Source organism: Ulvibacterium sp. (genome assembly GCF_965228935.1).
Taxonomy (GTDB): domain Bacteria; phylum Bacteroidota; class Bacteroidia; order Flavobacteriales; family Flavobacteriaceae; genus Ulvibacterium.
The window spans coordinates 2,930,701-2,945,200 of sequence record NZ_OZ245846.1; the positions used below are offsets into that span (position 1 = coordinate 2,930,701).

At 39.9% G+C, this 14,500-nt stretch carries 11 protein-coding genes and 1 pseudogene; 8 read left to right on the forward strand and 4 right to left on the reverse strand.

Features of this window, described 5'->3' with window-relative positions; all coding sequences use genetic code 11:
• Positions 1–136: 136 nt before the first annotated feature.
• Complete coding sequence (locus ACO06Y_RS12445) at positions 137–1,189, forward strand: IS110 family transposase (RefSeq protein WP_422084146.1); 1,053 nt, start codon at positions 137–139, stop codon at positions 1,187–1,189.
• Positions 1,190–1,464: 275 nt separating this feature from the next.
• Here the strand turns inward: ACO06Y_RS12445 and ACO06Y_RS12450 are convergent, their stop codons facing one another.
• The 3 genes and pseudogenes from ACO06Y_RS12450 to ACO06Y_RS12460 all read right to left on the reverse strand — a co-directional run.
• Complete coding sequence (locus ACO06Y_RS12450) at positions 1,465–2,286, reverse strand: toll/interleukin-1 receptor domain-containing protein (RefSeq protein WP_422084148.1); 822 nt, start codon at positions 2,284–2,286, stop codon at positions 1,465–1,467.
• Positions 2,287–2,447: 161 nt separating this feature from the next.
• Positions 2,448–4,001, reverse strand: coding sequence for a toll/interleukin-1 receptor domain-containing protein (locus ACO06Y_RS12455; protein WP_422084149.1), 1,554 nt, complete (start codon positions 3,999–4,001; stop codon positions 2,448–2,450).
• A gap of 73 nt (positions 4,002–4,074) precedes the next feature.
• Positions 4,075–4,383: pseudogene (locus ACO06Y_RS12460) on the reverse strand (tyrosine-type recombinase/integrase); the annotation flags it as partial.
• A gap of 173 nt (positions 4,384–4,556) precedes the next feature.
• On the opposite strand from ACO06Y_RS12460, the gene ACO06Y_RS12465 reads away from it, so the two are divergent.
• Both ACO06Y_RS12465 and ACO06Y_RS12470 read left to right on the forward strand, forming a co-directional pair.
• Entirely contained in the window at positions 4,557–5,876 is a 1,320-nt protein-coding gene (locus tag ACO06Y_RS12465; protein WP_422084150.1) for a gluconate:H+ symporter, read from the forward strand.
• A 1-nt stretch (position 5,877) separates the two neighbouring features.
• The gene (locus tag ACO06Y_RS12470; protein ID WP_422084151.1) at positions 5,878–6,342 is read left to right on the forward strand and encodes a RidA family protein; all 465 of its coding nucleotides are present in this window, start codon (positions 5,878–5,880) and stop codon (positions 6,340–6,342) included.
• A gap of 157 nt (positions 6,343–6,499) precedes the next feature.
• Here ACO06Y_RS12470 and mog read toward each other — a convergent pair whose 3' ends face one another.
• Positions 6,500–7,033, reverse strand: coding sequence for a molybdopterin adenylyltransferase (gene mog, locus ACO06Y_RS12475; RefSeq protein ID WP_422084152.1), 534 nt, complete (start codon positions 7,031–7,033; stop codon positions 6,500–6,502).
• 466 nt (positions 7,034–7,499) lie between these two features.
• Here mog and ACO06Y_RS12480 point away from each other — a divergent pair, with 466 nt between their 5' ends.
• From ACO06Y_RS12480 to ACO06Y_RS12500, 5 genes are all read left to right on the forward strand, one after another.
• Positions 7,500–9,245 (forward strand): serine hydrolase domain-containing protein, encoded by a 1,746-nt coding sequence (locus ACO06Y_RS12480; protein WP_422084153.1) that lies wholly within the window; start codon positions 7,500–7,502, stop codon positions 9,243–9,245.
• 10 nt (positions 9,246–9,255) lie between these two features.
• On the forward strand, positions 9,256–10,092 hold the full coding sequence (locus ACO06Y_RS12485) for a LytTR family transcriptional regulator DNA-binding domain-containing protein (RefSeq protein ID WP_422084155.1): 837 nt from the start codon (positions 9,256–9,258) through the stop codon (positions 10,090–10,092).
• An 88-nt stretch (positions 10,093–10,180) separates the two neighbouring features.
• Entirely contained in the window at positions 10,181–11,467 is a 1,287-nt protein-coding gene (locus ACO06Y_RS12490) for a DUF6786 family protein (RefSeq protein ID WP_422084157.1), read from the forward strand.
• A gap of 100 nt (positions 11,468–11,567) precedes the next feature.
• Positions 11,568–13,154, forward strand: a complete 1,587-nt coding sequence (locus ACO06Y_RS12495; protein WP_422079307.1) for a sulfatase — start codon at positions 11,568–11,570, stop codon at positions 13,152–13,154.
• 286 nt (positions 13,155–13,440) lie between these two features.
• Positions 13,441–14,460, forward strand: a complete 1,020-nt coding sequence (locus ACO06Y_RS12500) for a LacI family DNA-binding transcriptional regulator (RefSeq protein WP_422079308.1) — start codon at positions 13,441–13,443, stop codon at positions 14,458–14,460.
• Positions 14,461–14,500 lie beyond the last annotated feature (40 nt).

A 14,500-nucleotide genomic window follows, 5' to 3' on the forward strand; every position in this document is an offset into this window, starting at 1 on the left:
ATGAACTTTGCAAGTACACACCAAGCTGAAAATCCCTGCGGATTTTCAGAAGTAGGCGAGAACAAGCAATTACTTATAGCATCTATGAAAAAGCAGCAAGTCGAGTATCTTAAAGATTGACAAAAAACTGTAAGATATGAGCACTCAAATTACTGCTGTCCCGAAGTTATTCATTGGCATCGACATACACAAGCGTAGCTGGAAGGTACATTGTGCCACCGATCTGTGTTCGGGCAGGACTTTTTCGATGCCCCCCGATCCGAACAACCTTCTCAACTATGTTGAACGTCACTATTCCGGTTTTGAGGTTGCCACGGCGTACGAGGCGGGTTGCTGCGGTTACCGCGCCCACCGGTGTTTCGAGAGTTATGGTTGGCGTAGTTTGGTGGTCAACCCTGCGGACATTTTTAGCAGGAGCAAGGAGCGCCATATGAAAACGGACAGGATAGATGCCCAGCTGATCAGCCGGGAACTCAAGGACGGTCGTTTGGAGGGTATACGGGTTCCCGACCCTTGTCGTGAGCAGCTCCGGAGTCTTTTTCGCAGGCGCAACGATCTGGTCAAGGACATGCGTCAGATCAAGAGTTATATCAAGATGCAGTTGATCTATTATGGCATCAGGGTTCCCGGGGCATATGACAACGACCATTGGAGCCATGGTTTCTGTGCTTGGCTGGACAATCTTTCGTTCGATTATGATACGGGCGATGAGGTGTTGCGTAGCCGTATGTGTAGTTTCCGTTTCATCGACCAGGAGTTCAGGGATGTCTCCACACAGTTGCGCAGGTACACCAAGCAATATTACAAGGGGGACAATATGCTGCTACGGAGCATACCCGGCATAGGCCCTATAGTTGCAAGTGGTATACTGAGCGAGCTTGGCGACCTGAGAAGGTTCAACAATATCAAACAACTGGCAGGCTATGTCGGTCTGGCCCCGGGCATTTACCAAAGCAGTGATTCCCTAAGGCATACCGGGGTGAGCATACGGGCACACCGCTTGATACGGAGTTATTTCATAGAGGCCTCTTGGCAGGCCATACGCGCCGATCCGGTGATGCAGGCCTATTACCGCAAGCACCGGGGCAAGAACACGAAGAAAGTGATCGTAAAGGTCGCCAGGAAACTGCTCAGCAGGACCTTGGCGGTCATGAAGACAGAGGTCCCCTATGAGATTGGGGTCGTTTAATGATAAAGACAATGGCAAAGCCAGGCAACATTTAAATCACAGAACAATGTAGGTGATCCGCCCACTGCGGAATCACATCGGTTAGCAAGTGGTTAAATGTATTATGGCTTATAATCATAAAGATGCCGGTGAACCCCGAGAGCATGGGCGTATCACATATAGGATGCCGAGCAAGTCATACTAAAAAAGAAAAAGTGGTCTAAGTAAAAAACACATATTCGCTATCTTTGGGAGACTGGACTATGGCTTTTCATAGGATACATTGTTGTGTGTAGTTAATTTTTAACAGCATCATAAATTTTTAAAGAAATTTCCGTGATACTTAAAAATGAACTGTTTAAAGCTAATTTGTCAGCAAGAGAAGGGCTGTAAGCTTTTAATTCATCAAAAGTAATTTTATGCCAAATAGGTAAAATAACTTTGTTGTCTCCAGATATTTCATTGGCTATCATTCCATTTAATTCATACTGAGTCCAATTTTTTTTAAAAAAATTAGATGATAATATTACTAATCCAAACTTTGAGTCTAACAAACCTTGGTCTATTGATTTTCTTAGACTATCACCAATCTCTAATGTGAACTCATCATACCAAACTTCCAATCCTAAATCCGAAAGTTCTTGGGCTAAGGGACGAGCAAAATCATCTTTATCTTCTGATGCGTGTGAAATAAATAAATCGTATTTTTTATCTTTATCTTTTGCCCTTTTAATACTATTATCTTTGAGTGTCAAATCAATATTTTTTAATTTTCGAATTAGTAAATCAGTATCTTTAATTTCTTTATTCAATATAGATTGGTACCTTGCCTTCTTATATTCCTGAATAAAATTCCCTCTCATTCTTTTATAGACTTCATTCTCTAAAGGTGATTTGATTTTGTATAACCTTTTTAGCCTTCTTCGTATTTTCTTGATTAGTTTATCTTTTTTTTCAATTGATGCTAATTTTTTTTGAATGTTGATTGATCCTCCATTAGATTCTATTTCCCATTTTATCTTTTGAACTCTTTGATATTCTCTTTCAAGTCTATTCTGAGAAGCTTTAACCTCTATTTCAAGTCGAATAATTTTTTCTAGTAATTCTCGGTCATTCATAGATTTGATTAACACCTTTAATTACACACAACGGTCTCGTGTATGAGTAGTAGCGGGTTTCTACTCACTAAACTTTCGGTTTTACAGGAACCTTAGTTTTATGTTTGTATTTTCGTTTTATCACTTAAATCGCTATTACTTATACACGTTGTTGGCGGTAGTTATTCTAAGTCCTCAGATGTTATTGTTCCCAAAGTAGTGAAACTATCATTTCCTGTAGGCATTTCCTTGTCACCGTAGCTCAAAATAATTGAATTATTGATGATAATCGAAGTCTCAACTAATTTGCTAGGAAGTGGTGTCCAATAATAAAATCCACTGAGACCAGCATGACCGTTTCCAGCTAGTCGATCGTTTGCATCTCTTATTTTTACTTTAAGATTCACAAAATCTTTGATACTCTTTATTTTCTTTCCTTGCCAGTATTGATAAACAAATGGTTGATGCATTTTTTTTATAATTTTATTATTGCTGTAATCAAATTTTATCCACATATCCATTTTATCAGAACTGTTTAAATAAAACCTGTTTTGGACTATATTTTCTGGTAGTTTCTTTTTTCGATCTATAAGAATAAGATGGTAATAATAATCCTGATCATTTTCTGTTCTTTCAAAAACTATATATTGATTGACCATGTCTAATAGATAATCAGCCATTGAAAACTCTTTAAACAATTTTGATTCTGGTGATAAAGTAACCATCGTGAGATTTCCATCTCTAAATTTAAAATTACCTTCTTTATACGAATAAATTGAGTCTTTATAAAAAACTATAGTATCACCCTTGTGTTCTTCCCAATCATCTATTTTGAATTTGCCATTTACTTGTTTTTGATAAATGCTATCCCACACTGCTTTTAACTTATCCGCAATGTTTTGGTAATACAACGTAGAGTCAAAGGTGACTCTAAATTCGGTGTTAAATTCGTATTCTAGAGTTAGAGTAAAATCTATTGTCTTAATTGGATTAAGGATTCTATCAGTGTTACTCAGGAGTTCTCTTTGAGAGCTTAGATTTTCCAGAATTTTTTGATTTGCAGATTCTAAATCGGCTTCAACACCATCTAATAGTTGGAAACTTTTATTCGTTCCTTGTAAAACATTATTAACGTTATCAATTATGCCTTCTTGCTGTTCATTGAATGAATCTAAGTCTTCAGTTATACTGGAAAGTTTAGAAATTTGATGGCTGGAAAAATCATACAATTTATACAACATATATGATGTTGCTAGTGCAAAAATTAAGGAAACAAGTAATAGTTTGGATGACCAAATACTATTTAATGCATGTTGGGTAAGGGAAATTGGTTTAGGAATTAACTCAACAATTCTTCTCTTCAGGTCAAGAAATCCAGGATGATCAGTATTATGGTTCCAATCTATTAAATCAGTGGCTTGATGTCTATCATATGGAGCTTCAATTTTTATTAACTCGATTCTTACTGGTGTGTAAATACTTTTTGTAATGGCAGACGATGCTTCATGCATTACCCATCTCGATTTTATTGATCTGCTTGACCATATTATAACCATACAGTCTGCGTTGTTGACAGCATTTTCTAAAACACTACTCCATACTTGACCACATTGGATGTCTTCATCCCACCATACATTAAATCCCTCATTTTCTATTGCTTTTTTGAGTTGTCTTGCGATGTCAACTTCCTCTCTTTTGTAGCTAATGAAAATATATGGATGTTTCTTCTTAGACATTTTATTTTTGAGATTATTACCACCAACAATTGTATAAACGTACCTGGGTACGTTTATTTCTTTTTTACAAATACTAATCTAGGGGATTTTTGATGGTTTCAAAAGTATTTGTAGCCACATGGGTGTATATTTCCGTCGTTTTGCTCGACCCATGTCCGAGTAATACCTGTATTTGCCTTAAATCCGTACCAGCCTCCAATAAGTGAGTTGCAAAACTATGTCGCAATACATGTGGGGTTACCCGTATTCGTATTCGTGCTTTTTCAGCAGCGGCCTTCACGATTTTCAAAACACTTGCCGCGCTATATTTCGTTTCCTTCTTGCCTTCGAATAAAAATAGTTCAGGTTCATATTTGATATAGTATTTCCTTAAATCCTTTAGGGCCGAGGATCAATATTCCACCTATACATAGTTCGGTTACAAGGATGGAGCTTGTAAAAAGTTTAAGGCATTTGTTTTCAAAAAATTTTATATCAAAAAAGAACTTTTTTATAACCTAAAACACGGCTATTTTAGAGGCCTGATCATAGCCATAATAGAATTAAAAATAGATAATGCCTCTTTTAATTATAATTGCCGGAATCCTATTGCTCTTTGTTTTAATAATCGTAGTAAAACTAGACACCTTTATTTCATTTCTAATAGTATGTATCGCTGTCGGTATATTTCAAGGTATGCCATTGGACAGTGTGGTACAATCTATTCAAAAAGGTATTGGCGATACGCTTGGTTTTTTGGTAATGATTATTGGTTTAGGTGCTATGTTGGGCAAACTTGTAGCGGATAGTGGTGCTGCACAGAGAATTACATCAAAACTTGTCAATGCCTTTGGTTTGAAATACATTCAATGGGCGGTAGTTCTTGCCGGTTTTATAGTTGGTATTCCCATGTTTTATTCCGTAGGCTTTGTAATACTAATTCCATTGGTGTTTACTGTCGCCGCCTCTACAGGTTTGCCTTTAATATATGTAGGCCTTCCTATGCTTACTTCATTATCCGTTACCCATGGTTTTTTGCCACCACATCCGGCACCGACTGCAATTGTGGGAATGTTTGGCGCAGATACCGGAAAAACATTGTTGTATGGAATCGTAATCGCTGTTCCCGCCATTATTCTTGCAGGACCATTATTTGCAAGAACTATTAAAAACATAGAGGCAACGCCTCTTAAGGAGTTTTATAACCCGGTAATTTTAAAGGATAATGAAATGCCCAGTATGGCTATTAGTACTTTTACCGCCTTAATTCCGGTAATACTGATTATGATATCGACCGTTTTGATGAACTTCATTCCGGAAAATGGTACGCTATATCTTATAGTGGGCTTTATCGGTAATCCTGTCATAGCTATGCTTATCTCCGTTCTTGTAGCTATCTATACTTTGGGACTTTACCAAGGTAAAAAGATGGGGGAACTGATGCAATCTATTTCCAATTCAGTTTCCAGTATTACCATGGTTTTGTTGATTATTGCAGGTGCCGGAGCATTAAAACAGATTTTAGTGGATAGTGGTGTAAGTGATTATATAGGAGAGTTGCTCAAAGGCACCGACGTTTCGCCTTTATTTTTAGGATGGATGATCGCTGCGATAATTAGAGTCTGCGTGGGTTCCGCAACGGTGGCAGGACTTACGGCCGCGGGAATAGCATTACCTCTTGTATCCGGAACAAGTGTTAATCCGGAACTTATGGTATTGGCCGTGGGTTCCGGTAGTTTAATGCTATCCCATGTCAATGACGGCGGATTCTGGATGTTCAAGGAATATTTTAATCTTTCTATAAAAGAAACACTTTCTACATGGACAGTAATGGAGACCATAGTGGGCATTATTGGTATAGGAGGAGTTTTGTTATTGGATACAATTTTAACTTAATATGAAAATAGTACCTTCAGAAAGAATTGAGGAGTTGGGTTTAGTTTTACCCCCGGTACCAAAACCCAAAGGGGTTTATATACCTGTACTCGTAGTCGATAAGTTCCTATATGTTTCAGGTCATGGTCCCGTAAGGAACGATGGAAGTTTAATACAAGGGCGGTTAGGTGATACTATGGACATAGATGGTGGATATTTAGCGGCCAGGCAAGTAGGATTGACTGTCCTTGCATCAATAACTACGCATTTTGGAAGTATCGATAGGGTTAAGCGTGTAGTAAAAGTATTGGGTATGGTAAACTGTGTTCCGGATTTTCTAGATCAGCCTTCTGTAATTAATGGTTTTAGCGAATTAATGGCCGATATTTTTGGTGCCGAACTTGGGATAGGTGTGCGGAGCGCCGTAGGTATGATGCTACCCGACGGTATTCCCGTGGAAATAGAAGCAATGTTTGAATTGCATTGACATTAGTGGGAGCAATACAAAGCGTATCACTTTCTTTATAATATTCTGTTTATCAATTGGCTAATTCATGTAATTAAAATGCCCAATCAAGAGTCCTAAACCCGCAAGTTTCATGGTTTAAAGCTATTTTTAAAGACTAATCTAACTCTTGACTTCTCTAACGTTGCCCAGGTCGAAATACCTTCATTGCCTCCTGGTTTGTTTCCAAATAAGGCCCTCCAATAAGATCGATACAATATGGAATAGCGGGAAATACGGCCTCGAGACATTCCCGAATGGATTTTGGTTTGCCCGGTAAATTAACGATCAATGTAGTCCCACGGATTCCAGCGGTTTGACGTGAGAGAATGGCAGTGGGTACGTATTGCAGGCTCACCTGTCGCATCTGCTCACCAAATCCGGGAAGTAGTTTTTTACAGACGGCGATGGTTGCTTCCGGGGTTACGTCCCGTACGGCAGGTCCGGTGCCACCTGTTGTTACGATTAGACAACAGGCCTTATGGTCGGCCATATCTATTAATTCTTTTTCCAGCAAGGTTTGTTCATCGGGAATGACTGTATACTCCGCTTCCCATGGGCTGGATAGCCATAATTTCAGAAGCCGCTTGACCTCCTTACCCGGTAAATCTTCATATTCACCACGACTGGCCCGATCCGATACATTGATAATACCAATTTTTATTTTTCCCACTTATCCTCAACTTTAGCGTTTAGTACGAACATCATTGTTGTTACGGTACTAAAATAAAAAGAAATAAAAATCTTTGCCCGTTCAGATTTATCCGGTACCCAAAGGAAACCATAGGAAATAGTACAATTGCCTTATACTGATGATAGGATAAACTGGTCACTACAGTTTGCACTGTAGGATTACCATTATCAAGACTCCATTGCCTGCTGCATTCATGGTATACACCCACACTGTTTTTAGTGCAACTGAGCCGCAAAAATAGGCAAACAACTTGTTTGTGCTACCGAGTTACATTGGATTTACGTACTTGGAATAACAAGAAGGACTAAATCGGTCAAAGCATTGCTCAATGCTTTTTGTTGCCTCTCCACATTTCAGGTACAAAAACATATCGTTTCATTCTATTTTAATACAATTTCACCTTTTGAAGCTTGAATTGTTTGTTGTTTTGGCAAAAACATCAATCATGAAAAAAACAATCAAACACTATTTGTACATACCTGTTTTCCTTGCGTGGTCAATGGTTTTGTCCCAAAAACAGAGCGAAGAACTTACCAGCTTCCGGCAATCATTTAACAAATTCGCTCCAAAAAAAATGAAAAAACACCATGTGGTCGGAGCAAGTGTGACCATAGTCGTGGACGGTGAAGTTGTGGTGGACAGGGGATTCGGTTTTTCCGACTTGGAAAGTGGGGCAAGGGCTAACTTAAAAACCCCATATCCCATAGGATCGGTATCCAAAGTGGTAACCGTAACAGCGGTGCTCAAACTCTATTCTGATGGCAAGATCGACATCGATAGGCCTTACACCGATTATGTTCCCGATTTTGTAATGAAGAAACACTTTTCTGGCCCAATTGATTTTACGGTAAGGCACTTATTATCCCATTATGCAGGTCTGCCTAGGCTTAGGGTCAAAGGGTTTTTGAAGAAGCAACCGCTGCCCTTGGATAGTCTTTTGGCCCAGAGTCGCAACGAATATCTTATTGCCCCGGCAGGAAAGGTATACCAATATTCGGATTGGGGCGTGGATTTATTGGCTTTATTGGTACAACGGGTAGCTAAGGTGCCGTACACGGAATTTGTAACTGCAAAGGTATTTAAACCTTTGGGGATGGATTATTCAGGTTTTGGCCCGGTGGACACCAAAGGGTATATGAACGGAAAAGAAACCCCGACCTATGAATATAGTTGGCCAGGGTCGGACGGGATGTACTCCACCACTTCCGACCTTGCCAAATTATGCCAGGTCTATTTTATTAAAAATGATGGCGGCGGCAATGTTTTTTTGAAACCTGAAATAGTAGAGGAAGCCCATACCCTACATTTTGTAGATGCCCCAATGGCGTATGGCACCCAGATAGGTCTAATGTGGGAAATACAACCGTTTCAAGGGTTCAAAAGGGTTAAGAAAGGTGGAATCCATGAACCATTCTATAGCTATATCTTTTACATTCCCGAGATACGGGCCGCAGTGATCGTATGCAGCAACTCCAATGCCTCAAGCCGTTTGCACTGGGATATTTGGTCAAAAACATTTGATTTTCTGTCCAAAAGATATGGTTTAAAAGGGAGTATGCCCCAAATAAAAAGGAAGTCGGGCAAAACAACGTTAACCAATAGCCAAATGAAGGAACTGGGAGGCACGTATAGCACTGATCTTGGTATCTTGAACCTGCAACCAGATGGTGAAAAGTTTAATGTAACCCTTGGTCTGCACAAGCAAAAAGGAATTGCTACGATCCATGAAGATAATTTGCTTAAATTATCGGTAAAGAAGATAGGAATCAAAATTCATGCAATGGATATTTTTTGGGATAAGGTCGGAAATGAACTTGTGATCGGGGAACAATACGGAAGCGGAAAACGGAACATTGGAGGGGCAAAAATCGACAATACCCAGATTCCGCAATCATGGAAAAAGGCCGTCGGAACCTATGAAGTGATCAATTACGATGCGATTGATTACCAAACTATTGAAAAAGCGGAGTTGTTAGTGAATGAGTTTGGTGTTTTGGAACTAAGGTACCATGTATCCTATCCCAATACTACGGATTTTCAATTAGGGCTTTCGCCACTGTCGGATACCTTGGCCATCATCCCGGGTTATAACTTTGATTTTTTTGGTGGAGAAACGATTGAGCTAATCAAAGTAAGAAATGATTTTGAATTGCGATCTTCAGGCTATAGATTTCAAAGAATCGCGAAATAGTACTGTAACAATGGCACTGTCCTTCTTTAGACAAGGAAAGCAAGATGTATCGGAAGCCCAGGAATTGCTTTTTAAATGGCCTTACATAGGACTTATCACCTTTTCCATTACCACGCTCAATTTTTTGATTACCTATAACCTTCGGAGTGCAACCTTCCAGTATGTATATTTCTACATCATTGATTTGGTGACCACCTACCTGATTATTAGGTTTTATAGCTATGGTATCCGGATCTTGAACAGGAAGGCACCAGTGCACGGTGATTTTGCGAAAAGGGTTACTTATCAATTTACCTTGCACACCTTGAGCGTGGTCATTTTTAGTATCTTGATCAACGAGTTTTTGGACCACCTCTTTTTTAAAGGGGAACGTCTTTCCCTTTCCTTTCAATTTTATACACAGGATACGGTATTGGCCGTGGTGTTCACCTTGCTGTTCCATTGCCTGTATTTGGGACTGTACTTGCTGTCGGTCAAAAAACCGCCTCAGGAAGAGGGTATAAAAAAAATTAAAGTCTTTCAGGGCATGGCCCATAAATTGGTGGATTTAAATAAAATTATTTGTATTTATACCTCCTTGGGCAACACTTATGTGGTGGATGGTCATTACAATAGGTTTGTGTCCGAAAAGACCTTGGGAGAGTTTGAGGAACTGGTTTCCGAACGTTTTTTTAGAGCCAATAGGCAGTTTCTGGTCACCATGACGATTATAGATTCATATAAAAGTGCTGGAAATGGCAAAATTGAAATTTTTTTAAATGCAAACAGTATCGGCGATTTAAATAAAAGCATTTATGTAAGCCGGAGCAAGGCGTCTTCTTTTAGATTATGGTTGAAGAGAGGATAAACATATAAAAAATAGAATCCACATGGTAATCCCTGCTGCCCGTACAAATAAAGTAAAATCATATCTTGAGCGTTTTAAATCTGAGGTTATGGAAATAAGCACAAAAAAATATGGCAATCATTTTCTGATGTTGGGTTTGATGTTCATGGCAATTGCGTGCAAGGAAAGGCCAAAAGGGGATGACATTAAAGAAAAATCAGGGAAAAGAAGAGTATCGCAAATGGATGCCATGAGCAATTATGAAAGTGACGTTTCCTTTCTAAGAGGGTACATGGAAATTATTGAACTTTCCGATGCAAATGGCCCTGGAAGGGTTGCTGTTGCACCTTCTTTACAGGGCAGGGTGATGACCAGTACTACCAAATCCGAAAATGGCCCAAGTTTTGGTTGGCTCAATTACCGATTGATCGAATCCGGTGAGATCAAGGAACACTTCAATCCAGTAGGAGGGGAGGAGCGTTTTTGGCTGGGGCCGGAAGGCGGTCAATTTTCCATTTACTTTAAACCGGGCACTTCTTTTGAGTTTGAAAATTGGTATGTACCCAAGGAATTGGATACGGAGCCGTTCGAAGTGACCGATAAAAGCACGAATCAAGTCAGCTTCAAAAAGCGGATGAGCCTATTGAACTATTCCGGAAATACGTTCGATTTGACTGTTGACCGAACGGTTCGTATGATCGATAAGGACAAAGTTGCCGATGTTTTTGGAATTGCCTTGGAGAAAGGAATCGAAATGGTAGCGTTTGAGACCGAAAACAAATTGACCAATGTTGGAGACAATACTTGGAACGAGAAAACGGGAATGTTGTCCATTTGGATTTTGAGCATGCTTAATCCCAGTGAGAATACCCATGTCATCTTGCCCTTTAAAAAAGGCAACGAATCGGAGTTGGGCAAAGTGCTGACGGATTATCGGTTCAGTGGGGATAGGATTCCAACAGATCGATTGTCGATACGGGAAGATAAAGGGGTTGTCCTATTTAAAGCGGATGGCCAAAATAGGGGCAAAATAGGGATATCCCAAAGGCGTGCCCTGCCCATGGCGGCCAGTTACGATGCAAAAAATGAGGTGTTGACATTAGCCTATTTTACCTTGCCCAAAGAAGAAAAAGGGTATGTAAACTCTTTGTGGGAACTTCAAGATGAACCTTTTGCCGGTGATGCCGTAAACTCTTACAATGATGGCCCGTTGGAGGATGGTACCCAATTGGGCCCCTTTTATGAAATTGAGAGCTCCTCACCTGCTGCCGGACTGGGAAAGAATGAATCTTTGATCCATGTCCATGGTACAATCCATTTGCAGGCAGAGAAGGATAAATTGGAAAAGATAACCAAAGAAGTATTCGATTTAACGTTGAGCGAAATTAAGATCTAATAGATGCATCCTTAGGAATATAGTTGTCAAGATACTACATCTTAATGTTTAAATTAATGAATTAAATCATGTAGGGCCTAGTAACCACTTAAAATAGAATATGAATCAAAAGATATGTAGAATTCAATTAAAACTAGGCCTATGCCTAATTGTAATGGCGTTGCTATCCTGTAAGAATTTGCCCGAGCAAGCCAAGGAAACAAGAACTCGACCCAATATCGTAATGATCATGGTAGACCAGATGCGTTTTGATAGGTTTGGTGCCGTAGGGGATACTGTGATTAAAACCCCTAATATTGACGCCCTGGCCGAAGCGGGCCTGCTGTTCAAAAACTCGTATTGTCCCTCCCCTGTATGTGCCCCTTCAAGGGCATCGGTAAAAACCGGGATGTTCCCTCCAGGCAATGGGGTGGTCACCAATTGGGTACCCTTTAAGGAAAAGGTGACTGATACCGTTAGTATCGACCAGTATTTGCTGCCTAAGAGACTTAAATCACTGGGCTATAAGACGGGATTTGTGGGAAAGTTGCATTTTGTCCCTGCTGACAGCATGTTTGGATTTGATCATAGGGCACTCAATGATGCGCCCTATTCCGTATATGCCAATGACGATAAAAAATCGGATTATGTAAAATGGTTAAGGGAAACCCATTACAAGCACGGTGAAAAAGACATTGTGGAGATATTTGACAGGGACGAAAGGTACTATCCTGACGATATTTATAAATTCGTTATGGGAAGCGGCTGGAGGACCGAAGAGCAGCACGATATTCCCTGGACCGCCGAAGAATCCATTGGATTTATCGAAAACAGTGACCCAAATGAGCCATTTTTTCTTTTCACCTCTTTTTTTGGCCCCCATCAACCTTACTTGGCCCCTGCACCATGGGACACCATGTATAATCCAGATGATATGGAACTCGGACCAAGATTCTATGCCAATATGGAAGACAGCCCAATATTTAAAGGTAGTCCCTTCGGAAAGCTTTCTAAGAAGTTACGATCTACATGGACTGAACGAAAATACAAGGAGACTCTTGCCGCATATTATGGCCAAATCTCCATGATAGATTACTATATGGGCAAAATATTTGACAAATTGAAGGAAAGGGGAATATGGGAAAACACTTGGATCGTGTTTTTGGCGGATCATGGCGACTTTAATACCGCTTATGGTACTTTCTTTAAAGGACAGATGTACGATGTAAGCGCCAAGATTCCCTTGATTATAAAACCCGCAGAAGGATACATGGATAATGGAATGAGGGAAGAATTAGTTAATTCCCTGGATACCTACGGGACCATATTGGATATTGCTGGAGATAAGGAATGGGCAAAGCTTCCGGAAATGGAGTCTAGAAGCCTCCTTCCATTTTTTGAGGGAGATGATGATACGCTTCCAATTTGGAGAAACAAGGTGTATTCCATAATCGGGAAAGATCCTGATAAGAACCTATGTATGTTGCGCTCGGGCAATCTAAAAGTTATTCGTAAAGCAATGGCCGGTGGAGGGGCCGTTTACGAACTCTTCGATTTTGACAAAGACCCACTCGAGACCAAGAATGTATGGGACGATCCTGCCTATATGGAGCTTCAGGAAGAGCTTAAGACGGAACTTGATGATTGGTGGAAAAAGCAAGCCGTACGATATCCTAAAAAAATAGATAACTCTTTCCAGATTCAGTAGTCTGCAATGGAGGACGTTTTTCCTTGAAATTTGGGGTTAACGGACAGGAAATCCATACTCGCAGGGATTGAAAAGCCGAACAATGTACATAACCAAGATGGAAATTGCTCAAAAACAAAACAACAGTAAAAATATCTTCCACCATTCTTTTCAACAATGCGTCATTCTAAACGGTCTCTTTTGAACCCAGCTTTACCCAAGGTTTCTTTTTTTTTATGAAAAATAATCTTTGATACCCACAAAATTTTCATACATTTGAATAATTAACTAAATCGGTTTAGTTAAATTGAAGAAGATTTTTCTAAAGGATATCGCAGCGGAGTTGAACCTGTCCAAGACAGCGGTTTCCCTGGTGCTCAACAATAGGGGGGACGAGAACAAAATCAGTAAGGAAACCCAAAAGAGGATTCTGGATTTTGCCCGAGAAAACAACTATCGCCCCAATCAAATGGCCCGGGGGTTGAGTTTGGGAAAAAGTGAGACCATTGGACTGATCGTGCCCAATATTTCCGATATCTTTTATGCCAGAATCGCCCATCATATTGAACTCAGGGCCAAGACGCTTGGATATAACGTTGTATTCAGTAGTTCCAATGAAGATGCCAAGATGGAAAAGGAATTGGTGTATTCCATGTTGAATCGGCAAGTTGATGGACTCATTATCGCTTCAACTCAGAAAAACAAAGATGAGATCTTAAAATTAAAAAGAGCCAATTTCCCGTTTGTGTTGATTGATAGACATTATCCGGATGTAAAGACCAACTATGTAATCGTTGATAATTTTGATGGTGCAAAAAATATAACCCAACACTTGTTGGGAAAGGGGAGGAGGGGTATAGGCTTGGTTACTATAAAAAGTGAATTGGATGCTATGCTACAAAGACGTTTGGGCTATGAAAAAGCGCTTAAGGATTGGGGTCTCAATATCGATACCGGGATACTAAAGGAATTGGATCCGTTCAGGTATAAATCAGAAATGAAAGGGGCGATCAGGGATATGGTCAACGGAGCAAAGCGTGTGGATGCCCTTGTGTTTACTACCCACTATCTGGCCGCCTCCGGGCTAAGGGAACTTAAATTATTGAATGTTCAAGTACCTGATGAAGTGGCCATAATTAGCTTTGATGAGCTTGGCGCCTTTGATTTGGTAGACCCGCCGATTACTACGAGTAAGCAGCCCGTTGATGATATTGGAAATCTTGCCGTGGAGATTTTGGTCAACGAAATCGAAAAGAAGAATATGAAGATTGAAAACCAAAGTGTATTACAAACCCAACTATTGATTCGAAAATCTTGTGGGGTTTAAATTTATAAGAAAACTAAACCGATTTAGTCAAACAAAAACT

Excerpts from the sequence above, each read along its gene's own strand:
- ACO06Y_RS12450 (WP_422084148.1), bottom strand. The coding sequence starts at position 2,286 with ATGAATGACCGAGAATTACTAGAAAAAATTATTCGACTTGAAATAGAG.
- ACO06Y_RS12455 (WP_422084149.1), bottom strand. The coding sequence starts at position 4,001 with ATGTCTAAGAAGAAACATCCATATATTTTCATTAGCTACAAAAGAGAG.
- ACO06Y_RS12480 (WP_422084153.1), top strand. The coding sequence starts at position 7,500 with ATGAAAAAAACAATCAAACACTATTTGTACATACCTGTTTTCCTTGCG.
- ACO06Y_RS12495 (WP_422079307.1), top strand. The coding sequence starts at position 11,568 with ATGAATCAAAAGATATGTAGAATTCAATTAAAACTAGGCCTATGCCTA.
- ACO06Y_RS12485 (WP_422084155.1), top strand. The coding sequence starts at position 9,256 with ATGGCACTGTCCTTCTTTAGACAAGGAAAGCAAGATGTATCGGAAGCC.
- ACO06Y_RS12490 (WP_422084157.1), top strand. The coding sequence starts at position 10,181 with ATGGAAATAAGCACAAAAAAATATGGCAATCATTTTCTGATGTTGGGT.
- ACO06Y_RS12445 (WP_422084146.1), top strand. The coding sequence starts at position 137 with ATGAGCACTCAAATTACTGCTGTCCCGAAGTTATTCATTGGCATCGAC.
- ACO06Y_RS12465 (WP_422084150.1), top strand. The coding sequence starts at position 4,557 with ATGCCTCTTTTAATTATAATTGCCGGAATCCTATTGCTCTTTGTTTTA.
- ACO06Y_RS12470 (WP_422084151.1), top strand. The coding sequence starts at position 5,878 with ATGAAAATAGTACCTTCAGAAAGAATTGAGGAGTTGGGTTTAGTTTTA.